Origin of the sequence: Microbacterium sp. SORGH_AS_0969, from assembly GCF_030818255.1 — a bacterium.
Classification (GTDB): domain Bacteria; phylum Actinomycetota; class Actinomycetes; order Actinomycetales; family Microbacteriaceae; genus Microbacterium.
Map to the genome: position 1 here is coordinate 2,456,676 of NZ_JAUTAG010000001.1, position 21,991 is coordinate 2,478,666.

General features: G+C 71.3%; 26 protein-coding genes and 2 pseudogenes. 16 read left to right on the plus strand and 12 right to left on the minus strand.

All coding sequences use genetic code 11. From position 1 onward, the window contains the following. The first annotated feature begins 6 nt into the window (after window positions 1–6). Both QE388_RS11435 and QE388_RS11440 read left to right on the plus strand, forming a co-directional pair. Window positions 7–879: an amidohydrolase gene (locus tag QE388_RS11435; RefSeq protein WP_275800584.1), complete on the plus strand. Its 873-nt coding sequence runs from the start codon at window positions 7–9 to the stop codon at window positions 877–879. 140 nt (window positions 880–1,019) lie between these two features. Continuing rightward, window positions 1,020–1,343: an L-rhamnose mutarotase gene (locus tag QE388_RS11440; protein WP_307385411.1), complete on the plus strand. Its 324-nt coding sequence runs from the start codon at window positions 1,020–1,022 to the stop codon at window positions 1,341–1,343. A gap of 55 nt (window positions 1,344–1,398) precedes the next feature. Here the strand turns inward: QE388_RS11440 and QE388_RS18560 are convergent, their stop codons facing one another. The 4 genes and pseudogenes from QE388_RS18560 to QE388_RS11460 all read right to left on the minus strand — a co-directional run bounded on the left by QE388_RS18560 (window position 1,399) and on the right by QE388_RS11460 (window position 4,318). Then, complete coding sequence (locus QE388_RS18560) at window positions 1,399–1,986, minus strand: FAD-dependent oxidoreductase (RefSeq protein ID WP_373426644.1); 588 nt, start codon at window positions 1,984–1,986, stop codon at window positions 1,399–1,401. A 379-nt stretch (window positions 1,987–2,365) separates the two neighbouring features. After that, window positions 2,366–2,518 (minus strand): annotated as a pseudogene (locus QE388_RS11450) (NAD(P)-binding protein); the annotation flags it as partial. Next, window positions 2,511–3,233, minus strand: a complete 723-nt coding sequence (locus QE388_RS11455) for a methyltransferase domain-containing protein (protein WP_307385413.1) — start codon at window positions 3,231–3,233, stop codon at window positions 2,511–2,513. The gene QE388_RS11455 and the pseudogene QE388_RS11450, both read right to left, overlap by 8 nt. Continuing rightward, window positions 3,230–4,318, minus strand: a complete 1,089-nt coding sequence (locus QE388_RS11460; RefSeq protein WP_307385415.1) for a type III polyketide synthase — start codon at window positions 4,316–4,318, stop codon at window positions 3,230–3,232. Before QE388_RS11460 ends, QE388_RS11455 begins: the two co-directional genes overlap by 4 nt. A gap of 349 nt (window positions 4,319–4,667) precedes the next feature. On the opposite strand from QE388_RS11460, the gene QE388_RS11465 reads away from it, so the two are divergent. Continuing rightward, window positions 4,668–4,994, plus strand: a complete 327-nt coding sequence (locus QE388_RS11465; protein WP_275800593.1) for a hypothetical protein — start codon at window positions 4,668–4,670, stop codon at window positions 4,992–4,994. 117 nt (window positions 4,995–5,111) lie between these two features. Here QE388_RS11465 and QE388_RS11470 read toward each other — a convergent pair whose 3' ends face one another. From QE388_RS11470 to QE388_RS11485, 4 genes are all read right to left on the minus strand, one after another. Then, the gene (locus QE388_RS11470) at window positions 5,112–6,308 is read right to left on the minus strand and encodes a glycosyltransferase (protein ID WP_307385417.1); all 1,197 of its coding nucleotides are present in this window, start codon (window positions 6,306–6,308) and stop codon (window positions 5,112–5,114) included. Between the two features lie 226 nt (window positions 6,309–6,534). After that, window positions 6,535–7,098: a DUF3618 domain-containing protein gene (locus QE388_RS11475; protein WP_307385419.1), complete on the minus strand. Its 564-nt coding sequence runs from the start codon at window positions 7,096–7,098 to the stop codon at window positions 6,535–6,537. Then, window positions 7,095–7,508: a phage holin family protein gene (locus tag QE388_RS11480; protein ID WP_307385420.1), complete on the minus strand. Its 414-nt coding sequence runs from the start codon at window positions 7,506–7,508 to the stop codon at window positions 7,095–7,097. The genes QE388_RS11475 and QE388_RS11480 overlap by 4 nt, the downstream gene beginning before the upstream one ends. Then, window positions 7,505–8,236, minus strand: a complete 732-nt coding sequence (locus tag QE388_RS11485; RefSeq protein ID WP_307385422.1) for a hypothetical protein — start codon at window positions 8,234–8,236, stop codon at window positions 7,505–7,507. The genes QE388_RS11480 and QE388_RS11485 overlap by 4 nt, the downstream gene beginning before the upstream one ends. A gap of 226 nt (window positions 8,237–8,462) precedes the next feature. Between QE388_RS11485 and QE388_RS11490 the strand changes: the two genes are divergently transcribed. Then, on the plus strand, window positions 8,463–8,873 hold the full coding sequence (locus tag QE388_RS11490; RefSeq protein ID WP_275801052.1) for a MarR family winged helix-turn-helix transcriptional regulator: 411 nt from the start codon (window positions 8,463–8,465) through the stop codon (window positions 8,871–8,873). A 6-nt stretch (window positions 8,874–8,879) separates the two neighbouring features. On the opposite strand, the gene QE388_RS11495 is transcribed toward QE388_RS11490, so the two are convergent. After that, window positions 8,880–9,221: a hypothetical protein gene (locus tag QE388_RS11495; RefSeq protein WP_307385425.1), complete on the minus strand. Its 342-nt coding sequence runs from the start codon at window positions 9,219–9,221 to the stop codon at window positions 8,880–8,882. Window positions 9,222–9,503: 282 nt separating this feature from the next. Between QE388_RS11495 and QE388_RS11500 the strand changes: the two genes are divergently transcribed. After that, the gene (locus tag QE388_RS11500) at window positions 9,504–10,439 is read left to right on the plus strand and encodes an AraC family transcriptional regulator (RefSeq protein WP_307385426.1); all 936 of its coding nucleotides are present in this window, start codon (window positions 9,504–9,506) and stop codon (window positions 10,437–10,439) included. 5 nt (window positions 10,440–10,444) lie between these two features. Here QE388_RS11500 and QE388_RS11505 read toward each other — a convergent pair whose 3' ends face one another. Continuing rightward, window positions 10,445–11,386 carry a LysR family transcriptional regulator gene (locus tag QE388_RS11505; protein ID WP_307385427.1) on the minus strand — a complete coding sequence of 314 codons (942 nt, stop codon included), beginning with the start codon at window positions 11,384–11,386 and terminating at the stop codon, window positions 10,445–10,447. 115 nt (window positions 11,387–11,501) lie between these two features. Here QE388_RS11505 and QE388_RS11510 point away from each other — a divergent pair, with 115 nt between their 5' ends. From QE388_RS11510 to QE388_RS11545, 9 genes and pseudogenes are all read left to right on the plus strand, one after another. Then, window positions 11,502–12,218: an SDR family NAD(P)-dependent oxidoreductase gene (locus QE388_RS11510; RefSeq protein ID WP_307385429.1), complete on the plus strand. Its 717-nt coding sequence runs from the start codon at window positions 11,502–11,504 to the stop codon at window positions 12,216–12,218. Then, a complete protein-coding gene (locus QE388_RS11515; RefSeq protein ID WP_307385431.1) occupies window positions 12,218–12,934 on the plus strand; it encodes an SDR family NAD(P)-dependent oxidoreductase in 717 nt (238 codons plus the stop codon). The genes QE388_RS11510 and QE388_RS11515 overlap by 1 nt, the downstream gene beginning before the upstream one ends. 41 nt (window positions 12,935–12,975) lie before the next feature. Continuing rightward, window positions 12,976–13,848, plus strand: a complete 873-nt coding sequence (locus tag QE388_RS11520) for an ABC transporter substrate-binding protein (RefSeq protein WP_307385433.1) — start codon at window positions 12,976–12,978, stop codon at window positions 13,846–13,848. 53 nt (window positions 13,849–13,901) lie between these two features. Beyond that, window positions 13,902–14,684, plus strand: coding sequence for an amino acid ABC transporter ATP-binding protein (locus QE388_RS11525; protein WP_307385435.1), 783 nt, complete (start codon window positions 13,902–13,904; stop codon window positions 14,682–14,684). A 1-nt stretch (window position 14,685) separates the two neighbouring features. Further along, on the plus strand, window positions 14,686–15,324 hold the full coding sequence (locus tag QE388_RS11530) for an amino acid ABC transporter permease (RefSeq protein ID WP_307385437.1): 639 nt from the start codon (window positions 14,686–14,688) through the stop codon (window positions 15,322–15,324). Then, window positions 15,324–15,968, plus strand: a complete 645-nt coding sequence (locus QE388_RS11535) for an amino acid ABC transporter permease (protein ID WP_307385439.1) — start codon at window positions 15,324–15,326, stop codon at window positions 15,966–15,968. Before QE388_RS11530 ends, QE388_RS11535 begins: the two co-directional genes overlap by 1 nt. Next, window positions 15,968–16,771, plus strand: coding sequence for an aspartate/glutamate racemase family protein (locus QE388_RS11540; RefSeq protein WP_307387116.1), 804 nt, complete (start codon window positions 15,968–15,970; stop codon window positions 16,769–16,771). Before QE388_RS11535 ends, QE388_RS11540 begins: the two co-directional genes overlap by 1 nt. Then, a pseudogene (locus tag QE388_RS18565) lies at window positions 16,768–17,253 on the plus strand (flavin-containing monooxygenase); the annotation flags it as partial. The gene QE388_RS11540 and the pseudogene QE388_RS18565, both read left to right, overlap by 4 nt. A 4-nt stretch (window positions 17,254–17,257) precedes the next feature. After that, on the plus strand, window positions 17,258–18,064 hold the full coding sequence (locus tag QE388_RS11545) for a hypothetical protein (RefSeq protein WP_307385441.1): 807 nt from the start codon (window positions 17,258–17,260) through the stop codon (window positions 18,062–18,064). A 256-nt stretch (window positions 18,065–18,320) separates the two neighbouring features. On the opposite strand, the gene QE388_RS11550 is transcribed toward QE388_RS11545, so the two are convergent. Further along, window positions 18,321–19,814 carry a SulP family inorganic anion transporter gene (locus QE388_RS11550; protein ID WP_307385443.1) on the minus strand — a complete coding sequence of 498 codons (1,494 nt, stop codon included), beginning with the start codon at window positions 19,812–19,814 and terminating at the stop codon, window positions 18,321–18,323. A gap of 108 nt (window positions 19,815–19,922) precedes the next feature. Here QE388_RS11550 and QE388_RS11555 point away from each other — a divergent pair, with 108 nt between their 5' ends. Together QE388_RS11555 and QE388_RS11560 are read left to right on the plus strand one after the other, a co-directional pair. Continuing rightward, the gene (locus QE388_RS11555; protein ID WP_307385444.1) at window positions 19,923–20,294 is read left to right on the plus strand and encodes a MerR family transcriptional regulator; all 372 of its coding nucleotides are present in this window, start codon (window positions 19,923–19,925) and stop codon (window positions 20,292–20,294) included. Beyond that, window positions 20,291–20,866 carry a GNAT family N-acetyltransferase gene (locus QE388_RS11560; protein ID WP_307385446.1) on the plus strand — a complete coding sequence of 192 codons (576 nt, stop codon included), beginning with the start codon at window positions 20,291–20,293 and terminating at the stop codon, window positions 20,864–20,866. Before QE388_RS11555 ends, QE388_RS11560 begins: the two co-directional genes overlap by 4 nt. 353 nt (window positions 20,867–21,219) lie before the next feature. On the opposite strand, the gene QE388_RS11565 is transcribed toward QE388_RS11560, so the two are convergent. Next, window positions 21,220–21,966 carry a FadR/GntR family transcriptional regulator gene (locus tag QE388_RS11565; RefSeq protein ID WP_307385447.1) on the minus strand — a complete coding sequence of 249 codons (747 nt, stop codon included), beginning with the start codon at window positions 21,964–21,966 and terminating at the stop codon, window positions 21,220–21,222. Window positions 21,967–21,991: the final 25 nt, after the last annotated feature.

Genomic DNA, 21,991 nt, shown 5'->3' on the forward strand with positions numbered 1-21,991 from the left:
GCACGCATGACCTTTCCCGTGATCGACGCCCATCAGCACGTGTGGGACCCGTCCCGCGCCGAGTACGACTGGCTCACGCCGGACGCCGCCCCGATCGACGGGGTCATGACGTTCGCCGACGTCGCCCCAGAGCTGCGCGCGGCCGGTATCGACTTCACCGTGCAGGTGCAGTCGGCCGACAATCCGGAGGACACGCAGCTGATGCGCGAGTCGGCTGCGGCCCACCCCGAGGTGGCCGGCATCGTCGGGTACGCCCCGCTCGAGGATCCGGAGGCGACGGCTCGCACGCTCGCGTCGTGGGACGGCGACCCGCTCATGGTCGGCGTCCGCACCCTCATCCACAACCAGCCCGACCCCGACTGGCTCCTGCGGCCGGACGTCGACGCCTCCCTGGGGCTGCTGGAAGAGCGCGGTCTGTCCTTCGACGTGGTCGCCGTGCTCCCGCGCCACGTCGAGATCGTCCCACTGGTCGCCGCTCGTCATCCCCGCCTGCGGATGGTGATCGACCACCTCGCGAAGCCGCCGATCGGCGTGAGCGACGGGGCGGAGTGGGGTCGTCTGATGAGTGCCGCCGCGGAGAACGCGAACGTGTACGCCAAGGTGAGTGGACTGTACTCGGCGACGGGCGACAGCTCGGCGTGGACGACCGACCAGATCCGCCCGTTCGTGGACAGGGCTCTCGAGATGTTCGGGCCGCACCGCCTGATGTACGGCGGGGACTGGCCGATCTCGGTCCTCTCCGGCGGGTACACGCGGGTGTGGAACGGTTTGCGCCCCCTCTTCGACGAGCTCGACGCCGACGCCCGCGAGCGAGTCCTGGGGCGCACGGCGGCAGAGTTCTACCGTCTCGACGCGCTCCGGCTGGGCATCGCCGACTGATCTGGAACTCCTCCTCCGGTGGACGAGGTCGTCATTCATATGATGTATCGTCGGGACGAACCTGATGCCGCCGCAGCTGGTCGACCGGCTTCGCCCGGTCACCCCCGTGCCGGTGACCGTGCCGCTTCGAAGGAGAACGAATGAGAAGGATCGCGTCCGTCATCGGTGTCTCGCCCGAGAACCGCGAAGAGTACGAGCGGTATCACGCCGCCGTCTGGCCCGGTGTGCTCGAGCGGCTCACGCGCAGCAACATCCGCAACTACTCGATCTATCGCTACGGCGAGCTGCTGTTCGCGTACTACGAGTACGTCGGCGACGACTACGAGGCCGACATGGCGGCGATCGCGGCGGACCCCGAGACGCAACGCTGGTGGTCGGTGCAAGAACCCCTGCAGAGCCCCGTGCCCGACCGGCGCGAGGGCGAGTGGTGGCACGAGCTCCCCGAGATCTTCCACCTCGACTGACCCGCGGCCCGGGCGCCGTGTCGCGGCCGGCATCGCGCCCGCGCCAAGGTGCGGCTCAGCTGCGGGCGGCCCGATCCGCCTGCATCGCGTACGCGCGGGTGAAGGCGAGGCCACCCGGTCCCCGCAGGACCGCGCGCAGCGCCGCCGTCTTGGCCGCGTGTGCGGACGGGCCGAGCGCCCGCCCGAGGAACGTGTTGAGCGCGGCCAGGCGGGCCGCGTGCCGCGCCGACGCGAGACGATCGCGCTCCCAGCGGGCGAGCCCGTCCGGTGCGTCCGTCCGCAACCAGCGCGAGAGCAGCGGGGCGAGGGTGAGCGCGTCGAGGAGTCCGAGGTTCATGCCCTGACCGCCGATCGGGCTGACCTCGTGCGCCGCGTCGCCGACGACGATCACGCGGCCGCGCCGGAGCGCGGGAGCCACGGCGCGGCGGACGCGGAAGGTCGTCGCCGCGGGGATGTCGACGTCGAGCCCGGCCCGGTCGGCGACGGCGCGGCGGAGGAAGGCCGTGGCATCCGGGATCTCGTCCGTGCCCGCCCAGGCCACGAGACGACGGTGACCGTCGGGGAGCGGGAATGACTCGAGCACGCCCGCGCGTTCGAGGTGGACGCGCGCGACGGGACCGCCGGGAGCGACGACGTCGGCCATCGCGTACCGGTCGGGGTATCGGTGCGTGCGCACGGCACCGGGTCGGTAGACGAGGTCTCTCCCCGCCCACCCGGATGCCACGACGACGAACCGGGCGCGGATCTCTTCGTCGCCGTGCGGGCCGACGGCTCGCGCGCGCACCGACGCGCCGTCGTCGATCAGCGCCGTGACGGCGACCCCGCGCCGGACGGGCGGGGCGAGCCGGGTGAGGACGTCGACCGTGTCGGCCTGGGGGAGCGCGGCGACGTGCGGGTGTCGCGCGCGCAGTCGGTCGAAGCGGATCTCGGCCAGCAGCCGCCCGTCGGCGCGGGCCTCGCCGCGTTCGATGGCGCACCGCGCGGGCGAGCAGGTCGTCGGTCGCGCCCGAGTGCTCGAGGAGCGCGAGGGCGGGGGAGTGGATGCCGATGGCCCGCGTCCCTCCGCCGATCGACGTCCGCTTCTCGACGACGTCGACCTCGACCGCCCGCGCGCGCAGGTCGGCGGCGAGGGCGAGACCGACCGGGCCCGCACCGACGACGAGGACCTCAGGCATCCGCGCGCCCTCTCGCGACGGCGAGCACGCGGAAGGGCGCCGGGGTCTCGACGTGCCACGGCGAGCCGAGGGCCTCGGCCAGCTCGGGTGCGCGGTGGCTGCGGCGGATGGAGCGGAGCCCGTCGACCCGCAGGAAGGTTCCCGCCGACAGCGGCGTGATGCCGACGGCGTACAGCGCGTAGGCGAGGCGGCCGCGGGCGATGTCGCCGTGCAGCACGGGTCCGCGCGACAGCGTGAGCGAGTCCTCGGCGAACCGGTGAAGTCCGTCGGCGTCGAGGTGGTGCAGGACGTGGTTCGAGAGCACGACGTCGAAGCGCTCGCCGGCGGCGATCAGCTCGCGTGACCCCTGTGCGACGAAGCGGACCCCGGGTCGTTCTCTCTCGCGTGCCGCCTCGAGCGCCCGGGGATCGGGGTCGGCCCCCACCCACTCGACGTCGAGGCCGTCGCGCGCGGCGAGGGTCGCGAGGCGCACCACCACGTCACCGCCGCCGCATCCGAGATCGAGCACGCGGGCGGGGCGGCCGAGCGCGCGCAACTCGGGGCGCACGCGCGAGCGGTACACGTGGCCCCACGCCGAGACGAGCCGGTTCACGAGGCCGAACCGGCGGTACGTCGCGGCGAGGGTACGGGGGTCGCAGTCGGGGTCGTCCATCAGCTCGGTGAGGGCGGTGTCGCGCTCGGCGAGCCCTCGCCACGCTCCCCGTGCGCGGGTCACGGGCGCCGCAGCGTCAGACGCGCCGCCTCCACGGTGAGCCCCGGGCCGAAGGCCAGCGCGGCCACGCGGTCGCCGTCGTCGCGCGAGGGCTCGGCGAGGAGGTCGCGCAGGATGAACAGCAGGGTCGCGCTCGACATGTTGCCGTGCGCGCGCAGGACCTCTCGCGAGGGCGCGAGGGCGCCGGCATCCAGATCCAGGGCGGTCTCGACGCGGTCGAGGATGCTGCGGCCCCCGGGATGAACGGCCCACGCGTCGATCCCGTCGAGGTCGCCGATCACGTCGGCGGCGATGCCGACGATCTCTCGGCCGATGATGCGCGGGACCTCGGGCGTCAGCGTCATCTCGAAGCCCGAGTCGCCGACGGTCCAGGCCATGTCCCGCTCGCCCTCGTCCGTCACGTGGGTCGCGAAGCCGTCGAGGTCGAAGCCCTCGTGCGCGGGATCTCCGGATGCCACGACCGCCGCAGCGGCACCGTCGGCGAACACCGAGGCGGCGACGATCTGATCGGGGTGCGACGAGGTCTGCCAGTGCAGAGAGCACAGCTCGGCGCACGCCACCAGCACGACGGCGTCGGCGTCGGCGGCGACGATGCGCGCGGCCAGGCGCAGCGCGGGGATCGCCGCGGCGCACCCGATGAATCCGAGGTGGTACCGCTCGACCGTGGTGGCGAGACCCAGGTCGCGGACGAGCCGGTAGTCGGGGCCGGGCGCGAACATGCCGGTGCACGAGACGGTCACGACGTGGGTGATGGCATCCGGCGTCCGCCCCGACCCGGCGATCGCGGTGCGCGAGGCCTCGGCGAAGAGCGTCGGCGCGGTGCGGCGGTACTCGTCATTGCGGGCGCCGGTCGGGGGCATCAGCAGGGTGTCGCCGTCGCGGACACCGAGGGCTCCGCCGCCCTCGCCGGCGAGCTGGGGGAGGACGACGTGCCGCGTGTCGATCGCCGCCGCGTCGAAGGCCGCGCCGACCAGCCGCTGCGCTTTCCGGTCGAACCCGGGCTGGGCCGCGAAGAGGTCGCGGAGCGTGGCCTGGTCGACGCGCGTCTCGGGCAGGGCCGTGCCGATCGAGAGGATGCGCGCGGTCATGCCTCACTGTAGACACGCTTTCCCGGGTCGGCTGCGGGGATGGCGCGGGTGTCGCCCGCCGTCTATGGTGCGGCGCCCGTCGGAGGGCACGGTGGCTTCGACGGGCTCAGCCACCTCGCGTTCCGGCCGGGTCGCCGTCGCGGCGAGGTCCCTGCCGCGTGGAGGTCCCTGAGCCTGTCGAAGGGACCGGTGGCAACCGCGGCGCGGTCCGGTCGCACGTCCCTCGCGGCGGAGGTCCCTGAGCTCGTCGAAGGGACCGGTGGCAGTCGTGTCCGGAGCCTGTCAACCCGCTCAGCTCGTTCCGCTCGACAGGCCTACGGTGGCCCCTCCCCACGGAAAGGACGCCGCCATGACCGGCCCCCGCCACGACCCGAACCGGGTGTTGAACCAGGAAGCCGTGCAGAACCCGAATCGCAAGGCCTGGCTCCTGGCATCCGGGCTCCTCGCCCTGATCGCGATCGTGCTGTTCGCGTTCTCGGTCCCGATCGTCGCGGCGTGGGCATGGATCGGCATCGCGTTCCAGGTCGCGATCTTCGCGGCCCTGCTGGTCAACGGCTTCACGGGACGCAAGGGCTCGTACCAGGGCTACCTGTTCGCCGTCCTCCTGTGCGTTCAGGCCGCGGTCGCGCTGCTCGTGATCGTGGTGATCGCTATCGCCGCGTGGATGCCCGCCTGAGCAGCACGGGCGCTCCGCGTGCTGCTCCAGTGTCCGAAACACCCGGACGCTCGGAAAAATCGTCCGGGTGTTTGGGACACTCAGCGCCGGGACGGCACCTCGCGCGACCCGACTCGGTTACGCGGCGAGCGCGTCCCGGAGCAGCAGGCCCGAGATCGCCTCGCGATACTCGTCGACCATCCGGCGTCGGTCGAGACGACCCCGCGCGCGGATCGCGGCTGCGCGGAGCGCGCCGCGGTGGGCGAGAGCGTGCGCCCAGGTGCCGGCGATCGCGTCCGCGTCGCGCGGAGTGACGAGGCCGAAGCCCTCGACGACGCGAGCGGCGTCGCCGACGTCGGTGGTCACGGGGATGGCCCCGGATGCCGCCCCCTCAGCCAGGCAGAGCGGTGCGGCCTCGCCGAAGGCACTGGTGAGCGCCACCACGTCGGCGATCCGGTACAGCTGCGGCATGTCCTCGCGGAGTCCGAGGGCGTGGAGGTGCGCTCCGTCCGGGATGCCGCTCTCGGCGACGAGCGAGGCGAATCCGACGTTGTCGCGAGTCATTCCCGAGCCGCACATCACGTAGTGCGCGTCGGGGAAGCGCCGCGCGTGCCGCGCCACCGCCGCGAGGAACAGGCCCGGATCCTTCATCGCGTCGAACCGCGCCGCCAGCAGGACGACGTGCGCCGATTCCGGGATGCCGAGACCCTCGCGGATCCGGCGACGCTCGAACCGCGTCCCCGGCCGGAACCGTCGCGTGTCGATGCCGTTGTCGATGATCCAGGCGTCGCCGGCGGCGACACCGGCGCGGGCGTACGCGTCGGACGTGGAGGCCGCGCACGAGATCGTCGCCGACACGATGCCCGCGGCGGCGGCATCCGTCAGCCATCCCAGAGCCGGTCCGGAGTGGGTGGGGTCGGAGCGGTGCAGGCACGCGGCCGTCGGACGAACGGGGAGCAGGCCTGCCTTCTCGAGCGCGAGGACCAGGCTCAGGGGCTGCTCCTTCAGAGACAGCACGATGTCGGCCTCGTCGAAGAGCGCGGCGGCGTGGTCGAGCTCGGCAGCGCTGAACGCGTCGGGTGTGATCGGTCGATCGCCGGCGACGCGCTCGAACGCGGTAATCCCGACCCCCGCTTCGCGCAGACGGCGGTAGCGCGTGTCATCCCGGGCGTCCTGCAGGGACGCGTCGCGACGGGCCGCGGAGGTCAGCGACAGGACATGATGCTCTTGATCGCCGGATGCCGCCAGGCTCGCGACGACATCGGAGTGCAGGATCCGCGCGCCTCCCGCGAAGAATCCTTCGTAGAGCGACAGCACGCGCACGGGTCGAGACATCGGATCGCCTTCCGGGGGAGGGGCGCCGCGTCGTCTGACGCGGTTGTCTCATGCTGAAGGCTCGACCCCGGGTGGCGGGTTACGCCGCGAAGACCATCGTGTGAACGACCGGACACGTCACGAGGCGCCGGATTCCGAGAGGGACCCGGCGCCTCGTTGCAGGGCAGCCGTGGGGCGGGGCGAGCCCGGTGCCCCGCCCCACGGTGTTCTCGGCGCAGCCGCTCCGTCACGCCTCGCGGACGGCGTCTCCGGCGTCCTGCGCGCGATCGCGGACGGTCGACACCGCCGCCGACGAGTCGTCTTTGACGTGCTGCACCGCCTCAGTCGCGCGGTCTTTCACCGCGGCGGCGGCATCTGCGGCCGGTTCTTTGAGATCCTCCGCGATGTCGTGGGCGACGCTCTTCGCCTGCTCGACGAGCGGTTCGGCCTTGTCCTTCGCTTTCGCGGCGGCGTCGCGCTCGGCGCGCGACGGGGGGATGAGCGAGGCGACGACGAGACCGGCGCCGAAGGCCACCAGGCCGACCGCCAGCGGGGCACCCTTCACTTTCTCGGTCGCGTTGTGCGCGGCATCCGCGGCTCCGTGGGCGAGATCGCTCGCAGCCGAGCCTGTGTCGTCTGCAGCACCCATGAGGCGGTCGCGCAGGCCGCCGACGGCGTGGCGCACCTTGCTCTTCTGGCGGTCGACGATCTTCGACGGGGTGACCTTGTCGGCGAGAGCGTCGACGTCCGAGCCGAGCTCGGCTCGCGTGCGCTCGATCTCTGCGCGGATGGCTTCCGGTGAATCGGTCATCGGTTCTCCTCGTTCCTGGTGAATGCTTCCGGGATCTCCTGCAGGGTCGCCGCCGTCTGCGGCACGCCCTGCACCTTCTTCAGTTGTGCGCGGCCGATCGCGAAGAGGATCCCCGCGATGATCGCCCAGAGCACGGCCACGACGACCGCGGACCACGCCGACCCGACGACGAGGGCGAGGGCCGCCCAGAGGGCGATGGAAAGGAACAGCACGACCATCCCGGCCGCGTAGCCCGCCCCGCCGAGCAGCCCGGCACCTTTCGCCGACTTCGAGGCCGAGTCCTTCACCTCCGCTTTCGCGAGCGCGAGCTCCTGGCGCATGAGGGTGGACATGTCGCGCGTGACCTCGCCGACCAGGTCGCCGAGCGATGTGGTCGCGGCCCGGCGCTCCGAGGGGGTTGCGTCGCTCATCCGTCACCCCGGGCGTCTGTGCCACCGAGGCGGGCGGCGGATTCGGTGTACAGCGGCGGATCGCCACCGTCGACTCCCGCGACGAGGCCGGTGTCGTCGACGACGGCATCCCCCTCGGTCGAGGGGAGAGGAGCCTCGGCTGCCCGCGCGGCGGCATCCGCCTCGGCGAATCGTGGGCCGTCCGCCGTGTCCGACGCGCTCGCGGTGCTCGATGCGTCTCCGGTCGATGCGCCGGCGGCCAGGGCCCGGCTGAGGCGGCCGACGACGATTCCCGCGATCGCGGCCGCCGCGATGAACGTGCCGGGCCGACGCCGGGCGAAACCCGTCACATCGTGGAGGAGCTGCTGGGGATCGCGGTCGCCGAGCCAGGTTCCGACCGTCGACACGTGAGACGCCGCGCGCCGCACGAGTTCGCCCGCGAAACCGCCGTTCTCGTCGGCATCCGCCATCCGCGAGAGGTCGTCGCCCATCGTGCCGAGGCCGACGGCGAGACGCTGCTGCTGGCCGGCTGCCTGGTCGGCGAGCTCTCGACGCGACTGCGACACGAGGTCGGCGACGCGATCCTTGGCGACGCCGGCGACCGCTGCCGCCTCGTGCGCACTCGTCTCGGCGACGCTCTGCGCGGCCTCTCGTGCGGTGGTGGTGACCTCGGACGCCTCGTGCGTAGCGGCATCCATCTTTCCGGGGGCGTCTCGCTCCTCGCCGTCCGACGCGGTGAACTGCGACATGTTCGCTCCTTCCGTTGTCCTGATGGGACTCTCGGTATAGGTGCGATCGATGGGCGCCTCCGATGGCCTTGCGCCCCGCCGTTGCGCGTGCAACGCGCGATCCGGCCCAGTGCTCGTCCCTTTCACCCGTCGGCGCGCGCTCACGCGCACAGAGCCGGAATGAGTACGATGTACGGTCGTGTCGTCGTCACCCGATTCGCCATCCGGCTCCGCCCCGGATTCACCGATGGGCCGCGCCCTCCTCGCCTACGGCGAGGCGCGTCGCACGGCGGTCGCCGAGGCGCGGCGCGAGCTGTCGTTGAACGAACTCGACGCTCGCGCGCTGCTCTTCATCGTCGACAGCCCGGGCGCTCGACCCTCGGACGTGCGCGACCACCTCGGCATCACGTCCGCGGGCGTGACGACGCTGATCGATCGATTGGTGCAGCGCGGTGCGGTGCGTCGCGACCTCGACACCGAGGATCGTCGGGTGAACCACATCACCGCCATCATCGACCTCGACGCGCACCCCTGGTCGCTGTTGCGCGCTTTCGACCGGTCGATCGAGCGGGCGATCGCGGCACTCGACCCGGATGAGGGCGCACGCGTCGCTCACATCCTCGAACGCGTCGTCGCCGAGGCCTCGCGAGCGGGCTGACGCGCCTTACTGCCCCGCGAGGAATGCTTCGGAGCGCGCCTGCAGGAACGAGCAGAGCGCCGAGAGCATCGCGAGCTCTCCCGAGAGGGCGAGCACCTTCCCCGCGGGCAGGGGAGCGGCGTTCTCGCGCGGCTCGAATGTCACGGCCCAGTCCGTCGATCCGGCCGCAGCGCCGGGAGCCACGAAGAACGTCGTCGAAACGCTGCGCAGCTGCGCCGCGATCAGTCCTCGATCCAGATCGTCGTCCAGATCCTGGGGAATGACCCGCAGAATGTCGGCGTCGTGGTACCCCAGGCCGTGGAAGTCATCGACCCACGATTGCAGAGTCGCCATGGTGCGAAAGGTCATTCGGCATCCCGTCGATCGATGGCCGCCGGAACGCGCGCCTCACCAATTATGCGACCCGCCGTCTCGGTTGCGGGCCGAGAGACCACGATCGGTGCGCGAGCGCTGCCCAGCGGCCGCCCTCGCTCGTTTCTCGCCAATGACCGGGAACGGTACGGTGAAGGGATTCCCCCGGCATCCTTTCTCGTCGATATCCCCCCGATGTCCTGAGAGCGATCCCACGCACATTTCGCGTGAGAAAGCAACGGTGTTGCCGCACGTTTCCGGACGATTTAGGAAAGCCCCGTGGAGCATACGAACATCGAGACCAGGGATGCCGCCGTCGTCGAGGAGATGTGGCAGACGGTCGTTCCGGGGGCTCGTATCTCGCGCGCCGACGCCATTCAGCCCGCGTTGAACTGGCACGCCGTGTCGGATACGGGATTCGCTTTCTGCGATTACACGATCGGATCGACCATGCTCGTGGAGTCCGACCCTCTCGATCAGGTTGTCGTGGGGCGGATCGCGGGGTCGCGCGTGGCGGGAACGTATCGCCGTGAACGCATCGACACGGCGGTCCCCTTCATGGTCGTCGATCGTCCACTCGAGGTGGCCTTCACCGGACGCATCGCCGGGACCGCTGTCTCGTTCTCGCGCTCCGACTTCGAGGACGGTGCGCGTCGGCTTTCGGGTGATGAAGGACTGCGGGTCCGTGCGACCGGGTACGCCCCGGTCAGCGAGCAGCGCCTGCGGTACTGGACGCGCACGTGGGAGTACGCGAGAGACGTCCTGCTGCGCTCCCCGGAGCGAACCCCGCTGATCCAGCAGCAGGCGCGGACGCTCATGCTCGAGGCGTCGCTGCTCACCTTCCCCACGACCTTCACCGATGCGCTCGCCGCGGGCCGCCCTGCCCGTCCGCTGCCGGCGCCCGTCCGCCGCGCCAAGGCGTACATCGAAGCCCACGCGGCGGAGTCGGTCGTTCTGGCCGACATCGCTGCGGCGGCCCGGCTGTCGCCCCGCGGCTTGCAATACGCCTTCCGGGCCTCCACCGGGCGCACCCCCATGCAGTACCTGCGGCGCGTGCGCCTGGACGCGGCTCGCGCCGATCTGCGCAGCGCCGACCCGTCCGTCGACACGGTCGCGGCGATCGCGGCGCGCTGGGGCTTCTCGAACCTCGGTCGCTTCGCCGCGATGTACCGCGGGGAGTTCGGCGAGACGCCGTCGACGACGTTGAGGTCCTGAGCGGCTCAGGTCATCGGGGAGGGCAGCACCGGACTGTTCGCGGTGAGCCGCGCGAGCACGCGGTGCGCGAGCTTCATGAACTCGGTCGTCGCCGGGGAGACGGTTCCGCCGCGCCGCGTGATGAAGGCGTAGTGCTCGTTGACGGGCGGATCGAGCGTCGTCCAGTGCAACCCGCGCTCCGCGATGACGGATCGTCCGACGTGGTACGACACGAGCGAGTCGCCGACGTCCTGCGCCGCCAGCTCGAGCGCGTGGGTCTGGAACTCGACCTCGATGATCGGCTGCATGCCCAGTCCGGCTGCTTGCGCGCGCTGCAGGATGGAGACACGCAAAGGATCATCCTGTGACCAGCGCGCTTCGGAAAGGATGAGGGGACGGGTGGCCAGGGTCTCGATCGCGACCGGCGCGGCGGTGTGCGCGGGATCGCGAGAGACGTAGACCACCTGATCGACGAAAACGCTCTGCGAGACGACGAGGTCGCGATCGTTTACCGGGAGCTGCACCAGACCGGCCTCGAGATCGCCCCCGCGGACCGCGTCGGCGACCTCGGACGAGTTCAAGCCCGTCACGCGGATCCGCACGCCGGGGTGCTGAGCGTGGAACTCTCGGATGAGGTCGGTCAAGAGGTACAGGTGCGCGCTGTTGAAAGTGCCGAACGACACCGTGCCCTCTTCGAGGCTCTTCACTCGGCGGCCGAAATCGGCGAGTTCGACGACATCGTTGACCGCGCGCTCCGCCAGCGGCAGGAGCTGTCGGCCCGCGTCGGTGAGCGTGAGTCGGCGCGCCGTGCGGCTGAAAAGGCGCAGTCCGAGGTTCTGTTCGAGTGCGGCGATCTGCTCGGACAGGCTCGGCTGCGCGATGTGGTGCTCGGCCGATGCGGCGGCGAATGTGCCGACGCGCGCGGCGGTCACGAAGTACTCGAGCTGTCGCACGGTGGGCAATGGCACGACTCGGCCTCCAAAGGTTCTACCTGTGCTCACCATAGCGAAACAAGCCTGGCTCTTCTTCCGTGGCGCTGGTGCACTGAATCCAGGTCATCACCGACACGAACGGAGACAGTGCATGCACGGAACGGCGGGTATCGCCCTCATCACGGGTGCCGCGAGCGGCATGGGCGCGAGCGCGGCTGCGCTGTTCCTTCAGCGGGGGTATCGCGTGCTGGGCGTCGACGTCGCGTCCACGTCGGCACCCCGGGGGTTCGAGGCATCGTACGTGTCCGTCGTCGCCGACGTGCGGTCCCGCTCTGCGCTCGAAGCGGCGATCGGCGACGCCCTCGAGCTGCAGGACGCCATTGACGTGGTCGCGAACATCGCCGGGGTCTACCCGCCGACCACCCTGGACACCTACGACGAGGCCACCTTCCACCGCATCTTCGACATCAACGTGCTCGGCATCCTGAACGTCATCGCTGCGGCCCGGCCGCGTCTGTCGCGCGGAGCGTCGATCGTCAACTTCGCCTCGGTCGACGCGTTCGAGGTCTCGCGCGGGCAGCTGCTGTACGGCGCGTCGAAAGCGGCGGTGGTCATGCTCACGAAGTCGCTCGCGCTCGAGCTGGCCGGTGAGGGCATCCGCGTCAACGGCATCGCGCCGGGGTGGGTGGCCACCCCGGGCAATGCCGCGACGGGACGAATGGATGCCGCCGCGGCATCCATTCCGCTCGGACGGGTGGCTCAGCCCGAGGAGATCGCGGCGTGGGTCTGGCTGATCTCGCAGCCCGACTACGGCGCGTTCCTCACGGGTGAGACCGTCGTGCTCTCGGGTGGGGACGTGATGCGCTGATGCGCGGCCTCGTCGTCGTGACCGGAGCCGCCCGCGGGCAGGGTGCCGCGCACGCCCACCTGCTCGTCGAGCACCGGTACGCCGTCCTCGTCGCGGACGTGCTCGACGCCGAGGGCGAGCGCACCGCGGAGAGCCTGCGCGCGAGCGGGGCCACCGCCACCTACCGGCACCTCGACGTCACCTCCGAGGCGGACTGGGGGAGTCTCGCCGAGGAGATCCGTTCGAGCGGCGTCCCCCTGCGGGGTCTTGTCAACAACGCCGGTATCCTGCGCCACCGTCCCCTCGCCGACACGTCTCTCGATGAGTGGGAGCTGCAGATGGCGGTGAACGCGCGCAGCGCGTTCCTCGGCATCCGTGCGCTCGCCGCGTTGCTCGTCGACGGGGGATCCATCGTGAACGTCTCGTCGACGGCCGCCCTCGTCGGGTCGCCCGGCTACGCGGGGTATTCGGCGTCGAAGGCCGCGCTGCTCGGACTCACGCGCGCCGCCGCCGTCGAACTCGCGCCGCGCGTGCGCGTCAACGCCGTCTGTCCGGGCGGCGTCGCCACGGCGATGAACGACGACGAACCCGCCGGAGGGTCGAGCTCGACCGCACCGCTGGGCCGTCGCGCGCGGGTCGACGAGATCTCCCCCCTCGTGGCCTACCTCGTCGGCGAGGACGCCGCGTTCGTGACCGGCTCCGTCCTGACCATCGACGGCGGCCTGACCGCCGCCTGAGACCTGCACCACCCCGTCACCCGACCCGAAGGAACAGCACCATGACCCGAACCATGCCCCGTCGCTCCGCCCGTGTCCTCATCCTCCTCGCCGCCTCCGGTCTCGCCCTCGCCGGCTGCGCCTCCGCGGCTCCCGCGTCGACGGTCTCGGCGGACTGCACCCCCGCCGACGCGGGGCTGACCACTTTCACCGCCGGCACGCTCACCGTCGGCGTCCCCGAGAACCCGCCGTACACCGAGACCGACGGCTCCGGCGGCGCCTCCGGCATCGAGATCGACATCATCAAGAAGCTCGCCGACGCCGAGTGCCTCGCCGTCAGCTACGTGCCCATCACCTACGCCAACGGCATCCCGATGATCACGGAGCAGAAGAAGACCGACATCATCACCGGTGGCTGGTACGTCACGCCCAAGCGCGCCGAGCAGGTCGGCTTCACCACTCCGACGATGTACGACACCATGGGCGTCGTCTCGAAGGACGGCATCGACACCGTCGACGAGCTCGAGACGGTCGGTACGGTCGGCACCGGCACGGGCTTCTCGTGGAACGAAGAGCTGGCGCCCCTGCTCGGCAGCAAGCTGCAGCAGTACCCCGGCACGGTCGAGATGAAGCAGGACCTCGTCGCCGGGCGCATCCAGGCCGCGCTCGACGGGTACGCCGTCGCGGTGGCCGCCTACGCCGACACCGACTACAAGGTCGAGCCCATCCAGGCGGATCCCCGCGTGTCGATCACCCAGACCAAGCCCCTGATCGCGTTCCCCGTGTCGAAGGACAACACCGCCCTCTCCGACGCCCTCAGTGCGTTCATCGACCAGTACCGCACCGACGGCACCCTCGCCGATCTGCTGGCGACCTACAAGCTGCCGGCCGACCTGCTGGTGCCCGCCGACGTCGCGGCGACCTCCATTCGATGACCCGCCGGGGCGCCCGCCGTGCGCGGGCGCCCCGCTTCCTCCGAGAGGCCCCCATGCCCCAGCTGATCACCGAGGCCAACGAGCTCGCCACCGCGGGCGTCACCATCTCGCACCTGTCGAAGAGCTTCGGCACCAACCTCGTGCTCGACGACATCTCCATGACCGTCGCCCCCGGAAGCGTCACGGCGCTCATCGGACCCTCGGGCTCGGGTAAAAGCACGTTGCTGCGCTGCGTCAACCTGCTCGAGCAGCCCGATCGGGGGTCGATCACGGTCGGCTCGACGACCATCGAGGCCGGGGCCAAGGTCACCGATCGTACCCTGCTCGCGCTGCGCCGACAGGTGGGCATGGTGTTCCAGTCGTTCAACCTGTTCCCCCACATGACGGTGCTGCGCAACGTCGCCTACCCGCAGGAGAAGATCCTCGGCCGATCCCGCGCGGAGGCCGAAGAGCGCGCGCTCACGCTGCTGGAGCGCGTGGGCCTGCGCGACAAGGCGCAGCAGCATCCGGGTCGCTGTTCCGGTGGGCAGCAGCAGCGGATCGCGATCGTCCGGGCGCTCGCCCTGAACCCCCGCGCCATGCTGTTCGACGAGCCCACGAGTGCCCTCGACCCCGAGGTCGGCGTCGAAGTCCTCGCGGTGATGCGCGAGCTCGCCGACAGCGGAATGACGATGATCGTCGTCACCCACGAGATGCAGTTCGCGCGCGACGTGTCCGACCACCTCGTCGTGATGGCCGACGGTCACATCATCGAGGAGGGCGACCCCCGCGCGATCATGGCCGCGCCGCGCGAGGAGCGTACACGCCGCTTCCTCTCGGCCGTCCTGGAGCGCTGACGTGGAGGCCGTCGTCGCGGTCCTGCTCGGACTGCCCATGACCCTGCTCGTCACGGCCGCGGCCTTCGCGATCGGCCTGGTCGGTGGCATCCCGCTGATGCTGGGCCTGCGCTCCCGCCATCGTGTCGTGCGCCTCGTCGTGCGTTTCGTCGTCGACCTCATCCGCGGCATCCCGCCGATCGTGTGGCTCTTCGTTCTGTTCTTCGGCGTGTCGATCGGTGCGCTCCGTTTCAACGCGCTCGCCGCGGCGATCGTCGGGCTCGGCGTCATCTCGGCCGCCTACCTCGCCGAGATCTACCGCGGGGGCTTCGCGACCCTGCCCGCCGGGCAGACCGAAGCCGCCCGCGCCCTCGGACTCGGCCGCCGCGCCACCTTCGTCCGCGTGCTCGCACCGCAGGCGGCTCGCACGGCACTGCCCTCGATCACGACGTTCCTGCTCGCACTGGTGAAGGACTCCTCCATCGCCTCCACGATCGGCGTCACCGACATGGTGTTCGCCGCCAACACCTTCGTGCGCCAGAACCCGATGACCGCCGGGCTCACCCCGTTCTTCGTCGCCGCCGCCGTGTACGTGGCGATCAGCATCCCGCTCGCGATCGTCGCCCGTCGCCTGGACTCCCGTCTGAGGAGGAGCGCCTGATGGATCTCTCGATGTACCTTCCCCGCCTGCTCGACGGGCTCGGCGTCAGTCTGCAGCTGACCGCGATCTCGGTCGTCTTCGGGTACGCCCTCGGACTGCTCTTCGCGCTCGGGGTGTCGTCGATCCACCGCGGCCTGCGCTGGCCCGCTCTCGTCGTCGTCGAGATCGGCCGCGGCATCCCGGCCCTCGTCGTGCTCTACATCGTCTACTACGGCCTGCCCGCCGTCGGGGTGCTGTTCAGCAGCTTCTGGGCGGCGGCGGCCGGCCTGACCTTCACGGTCGCGGCCTACTCGTCGGAGATGATCCGCGCCGGCATCCAGTCGGTGCCCCGTGGGCAGGGCGAGGCGGCCGCCGCCCTCGGTCTGTCGCGCCTGCCGACCTTTGCCCGGGTCATTCTGCCGCAGGGGCTCCGCTCGTCGATCCCCGCACTGATGGGGCTGGCGATCCAGTCGTTCCAGGGCACGTCGCTCGCCTACTCGATCTCGGTGAACGAACTGATGAGCCAGGCGTACCAGGTGAGCTCGCTGACCTTCGCCTACCTCACCGTGTACGTCGTGACCGGCCTGATCTACGCGGTCATCGCCGTGCCCGCCACGTGGGCTTCGGTTTGGGTCGAGCACCGTCTCGCACGGGGGCACGCGTGATGCGCCTCACCTGGATCGAGGCGACGGTGGGCGATCCGGCTCACGCGCCGTTGTGGCAGCTGCTCGCGGCCCACGTGGAACGGCTGGCGGCCGGGCGCGCTCAGGTGCGGCTGCGTCACGTCGACACGGATGCCGGCGGCATCCGCACCCCCGCCAACCGCCTGCTCAGCGACGCATCCGTGCTCGCCACGGCTATGGATGCCGAGACCTCGAGCGACGCGATCGTGGTGGGCTGCTGGGGTGCGCCGACGCTCGCCGTGCGCGACGCCGTGACGGTGCCGGTGTCGACGCTGACCGACGCGGCGGCACGCACGGCGGGCTCGCTCGCGCGGCGCGCGGCGGTGGTCACCGTCGCCGGCATCCTGGCGCCGCTGTTCGCCGACGACCTCATCGCCCACGGCGCGAGCGGTCTGACCGTGCGCGCGTACGAACCCGAGTCGACGCTCGCCGACGTCACGCGGGCGGTCACCGACCCCGCCGACCTGATCGCGCGCTTCGACACCGCGGCCCGCCGCGCCGTCGACGAGGGGGCGGATGCCGTGATCGCGGGGTGCGCGTACCTCGGCGCCCTGTTCGCCGCCCACGGCTACACCGCCGTCGGCGGCGCTTCGGATGTGCCGGTGTGGGACCCGAATGCGCTCGCGATGGAGCACGTGCTCTCGCTCTCGCGGCTGGCCGCCGCCGGCATCAGGCCGACCGACCGCGGCTTCCCCCGACCCCGCGGCGAGCGGGCGAGCGCGCTCGCCGCGGCCGCCCGACGTCTCTCCGACGGAACCCCGTCACCCGAAAGGACACCCGCATGACCCGTTACTGCGTGATCGGAGCCGGCGCCGCCGGCATCTCCACCCTCCAGCGCCTTCGCGCGGCCGGCTACGACGCCGACTGCTTCGAGAAGACCGACCGTGTCGGCGGGCACTGGCACACCGACTACGACGCTCTGCACCTCATCACCTCGCGAGACATGACGGGTTTCGAGGGCTTCCCGATGCCGGAGGAGTACCCGCACTTCCCGCGCCGCGACCAGGTGCGCGCCTACCTCGAGTCGTACGCGCGCGAGCACGGTCTGTACGACGTCATCCGCTTCGAGACCGCGGTGGTCTCGGTCGTGCCGCGCCCGGGCGAGGGGCCTGTCGGATCCGCGGGGTGGACGGTCACCCTCGACACCGGAGAAAGCATTGACTACGACGGCGTCTTCGTCGCGAACGGTCACCTGTGGGACCAGAAGCGTCCCGCGATCTCGGCCGACTTCACCGGGAAGCAGGTGCATTCCGGGTCGTACCGCAACACGGGTGACATCGAGGGCACGCGTGTTCTCGTCGTGGGCGCGGGCAACTCCGGATGCGACCCTCGCCGCGGACGCGGCCCAGCACCGGTTGGAGGTCGACATCGTCATCCGCGAGGGCGTGTACTTCCAGCCGAAGAGCTACTTCGGCGTGCCTCGCCAGGAGATCCCGTGGATGGGGCAGTTCTCGCCGGACGAGCAGGATCTCATTGCGCGTCTGCTCGCCCGCGTGTCGATCGGCGAGGCGAAGGACTACCCGGGCCTGCCGGAGCCGGCCTACCGCACGCTCGCGGAAGGCCGCACGGTCGTGAACGAGCTGCTGCTGTACTGGCTGCAGCACGGTCGGATCGGCGTGCGCCCCGCGATCGAGCGCATCGAGGGGCGCACCGTGCACTTCGTCGACGGGGAGGCACGGGAGTACGACACGATCCTCTGGGCCACCGGCTTCCACGCCTCGCTGCCGTTCCTCGACGAAGCGCTGGTGCCTCGGCGCAACGGCGTTCCGCTCCGCTTGGCGGCCGGCATCGTGCCGGTGGGCCTCGACAAGCTGTACTACATCGGACTGTCGGCCCCGCGCGGACCGCAGATCCCCGTCTACGGCGTGCAGGCCGCGCTCGCCCTGCGCATGCTCGCGCTGCACGAGTCCGCTCCCGGCGGCCATGCGCCGCTCGCGGCATATCTCACGGGGCTCCAGGACGCGGATGATCGTATCGACATCGTCCGGGCGGTGTGGAACGACCAGCTCGCCGACACGGAGCGTCTGCTCGACGCGTTCTCGCTCGCGCACGCGGAACCCGTCGCCGGCACCGTGTGACGCGGACGCCGTGCCTGGCTGGGCATCTCGGAGGCGCAGGCAGAAGAGCGGAGGGCGTGGGGCGAGCGGAGGAGGATTCCGGCCGGGGCCTCCTCCCGCCGTCCCTGATCCTCCGCTCGGCACGGTGGCGCGGTCGCCGGCGTCGCCCGCCCGGTGGCGAAGGGAGGAGATGTGACCGGCGGAGGAGGATTCTTGCCCGGGCGTCCTCCCGCCGTCCCTGATCCTCCGCTCGCCACGCACGCGCAGCCGGCGAGCGTCAGTGCCCCGCGCCGAGGCCCCCGCTGAGGCGCTCGTGGAACCGCGCCGCGGCGGCGTTCATCCCCTCGAGCTCGACGGTCGTCCCGAGGTGGGCGTACTTCGTCTGCACGGCATCCAGGGCCGCGACGGTCGATGCGTCCCACACGTGCGAACGCGACAGGTCGATCACGACGCGCGCCGGGTCGCGGTGGTACGCGAACTTCGTCGTGAGGTCGTTGCTCGACGCGAAGAAGAGCTCGCCCTCGACGGTGTACCGCGCCGTGTCGCCCTCGACCGAGCGGGTGACGGTCGTCAGCGAAGCCACGCGCCGGGCGAACAGCACCGCCGCGGCGATCACCCCGACCCCCACGCCGATCGCGAGGTTGTGCGTCCACACGGTGATCGCGACCGTGAGCACCATCACGATGGTCTCGCTGAGCGGCATCCGGCGCAGGGTCGAGGGGCGGATGCTGTGCCAGTCGAAGGTGGCGATCGACACGACGATCATGACGGCCACGAGCACGGCCATGGGGATGATCGCGACGACGTCGCCGAACACGAGCACGAGCACGAGCAGGAAAACTCCGGCGAGAAAGGTCGAGATGCGCGTTCGCGCGCCCGACGCCTTCACGTTGATCATCGTCTGGCCGATCATCGCGCAACCGCCCATCCCGCCGAACAGCCCCGACAGCACGTTCGCGGCGCCCTGGCCGAGCGACTCGCGGGTCTTCGACGACGGCGTGTCGGTGATGTCATCGACGAGGGCCGCGGTCATGAGCGACTCGAGCAGCCCGACGATCGCCATGGCGAGCGCGAAGGGGAAGACGATGCCGAGCGTCTCGAGGGTGAACGGCACGTTCGGGATCAGCAGCGCAGGCAGGCTCTCGGGGAGTGCCCCCTGATTGCCGACGGTGGGCACCGAGATGCCGAGCACCACGACGGCGCCCGTCAGCAGCACGATGGCCACGAGCGGAGCGGGAACGGCCTTCGTCAGGCGGGGCAGGAGGTACATGATCACGAGCCCCGCCGCCGCGATCGGGTACACCGCCCAGGGCACCCCGATGAGCTGCGGCACCTGCGCGGTGAAGATGAGGATCGCCAGCGCGTTGACGAACCCGACCATGACGCTGCGCGGGATGAAGCGCATGAGCTTCGCGACGCCCGCGAGACCCAGGACCACCTGCAGGATGCCGCCGAGGATCACCGTCGCGAGCAGGTAGTCCACCCCGTGCTCACGGGCGACCGGCGCGATGACGAGGGCGACGGCGCCGGTCGCCGCGCTGATCATGGCCGGGCGTCCGCCGAGGAACGCGATCGCCACGGCCATGACGAACGACGAGAACAGACCCAGTCGCGGGTCGACCCCGGCGATGATGGAGAAGGCGATCGCCTCGGGGATCAGCGCGATCGCCACGACGAGGCCGGCGAGCACTTCGCGGGTGAGCAGGCGGGGCGAGCGCAGGGCCTGCAGCACCGTCGGCTCGGGGCGCGGGCGCGCGAGGACGTTCGTCATGGAGGTGCTCCGGAGGGGATCCGCGTCGCGCGGGGAAGAATAGGGGGGTCGCGATCGCGGCCCAGGAAGACTCTACCGTAACGAGAGGGTTGCGGGATCGGGGAGGTCATGACCGACGAGCGCACGATGCAGATCGGCGAGCTCGCGGAGCGGACGGGCATGTCGATCCGCACGCTCCGCCACTACGACGAGATCGGTCTGCTGCGCCCCTCCGCGCGCAGCGAGGGCGGGTTCCGTCTGTACACCGCCGATGACGAAGCGCGCTTGCTGTTGATCCGGCGCATGAAGCCGCTCGGGTATTCGCTCGAGCAGATGGGAGAGCTGCTCGCGGTCGTCGATGGCCTCGATGCCGCACCCGGAGACCCGGCGCTCGAGGCCCGCCTCGCCGACATCCGCGACGAGGCGATCCTCCGCCGTGACGACCTGCGCCGCAAGCTCGCCGCGGCCGACGAGTTCGTCGCACAGCTGGAGGCGCGATGACCGCCCATGACCTCGTGCTCGAGGGGCACGGCATCCGTCTCACCCCCGCTCGTCCCGATGACGCCGCAGAGGCTTGGGCCCTGACCGACGCCTCCCTCTGGGCGGGCATGACGACGCCCTGGCCCGCGACGGTCGACGCCTATGCCACGCACGTCGAGCGTCAGCGCGAGACGCCGGGAATGTTCGCTTTCACGGTTCGGGATGCCGAGACCTCCGGCGTCCGTGGATCCACCACGTTCTACGACCTCGCGCCCGCGCAGGGCCGGGTCGAGATCGGGACGACCTGGTACGGCCGCGCGTTCCAGGGCGGGCGAACGAATCCCGCGACGAAGCTGCTGTTGCTCGCGCACGCGTTCGAGGAGTGGGGGCTCAACCGCGTGGCACTGCGCTGCGACGCGCGCAACGAGCGCAGCGCGCGGGCGATCGAGCGCCTCGGCGCGACCTTCGAGGGACGGCTGCGTCACCACCGCATCGCCGGCGACGGCTCGATCGGCGACACGCTCTACTTCTCGATCCTCCGGGAGGAGTGGCCGGGCGTCCGGGCGGGCCTGGAGGCGCGCCTGCAAGGCTGAGGCCGAGCTCTCGGGAGGAGATTCGGCGAAGGGAGGATGCCGCCGGCCCGGATCGTCCTCCCGTCGCCGAGTCTCCTCCCGTCTCAGACGCCGAGCTACGCCCCGCGTCGTCGGCGCGTCGGGCCGCGACGGTTCCTGGGAGGAGATTCGGCGGAGGGAGTATTCCGCGGGGCCAGATCGTCCTCCCGTCCCAGAATCTCCTCCCGTCCCGGACGCCGAGTCACGCCCCGCGTCGTCGGCGCGCCCGGCTGTGACGGTCCCCGGGAGGAGATCTAGCCGAGGGAGGATGCCGGAAGCCGTGGCGGTCCTCCGCGTGCGGAACATCCTCCCGTCGCGGCCACCGCTTGCGCGCCTCAGCCCGAGCCCGCGGCCGCGGCCGCGCGGCGGCGCGCGAACTCCCGCGCCTCGGTGAAGAGCTCGAGGTCGATCTGCACGTGCCGGCGCGCGAGCTCGGCGGCCTCGTCGGGGGCCGCCGTCACGATCGCCGCCACGATCGCATCGTGTTCGCGCGCGGCGCGGCTCTCCATGCGACGGTGACTCTCGCGGTCGCCCCACGGGTGCGCGGGAGCCGACAGCGAGAGGTGTCTCTCGTGCTCGAGGAGGATGTCGCGCAGGGCCGTGTTGTGCGCCGCGTCGATGATCGACAGGTGCAGCAGGCTGTCGGCGCGCTGCTTGGGATTGCCGGAATCCGCCGCGTGGAAGGCGGCCAGACGGTCGCGCATGACCGCGATATCGGCATCCGTCCGCCTCTCGGCGGCGAGGCGGGCAAGGGACGAGTGCAGCATCGAGCTCGCGGTGCACGCGTCGACGAGGTCGCTCCAGCGCTGCTCGAACCAGCGGTCGACGCCGACGACGATCGAGGCCGGCCACTCCTCGGCGACGAAGGTGCCGCCCGCGCGGCCGCGGCGCTTCTCGATCAGTCCGCGCGTCGCCAGGTCGTCGAGTGCGGCGCGGACGGTGGTGCGCCCCACTCCCAGGAGGGGGGAGAGGTCGCGCTCGGCCGGAAGACGGGTGCCGGGCAGGAACTCGCCCACCGCGACCGCGGTGATGAGGCGCTGGGTGACGCGGTCCACCAGGGAGGCGTCGTCGGTCTCGGCCATGGGCTCCCGTCGTTTCCTCCATGTT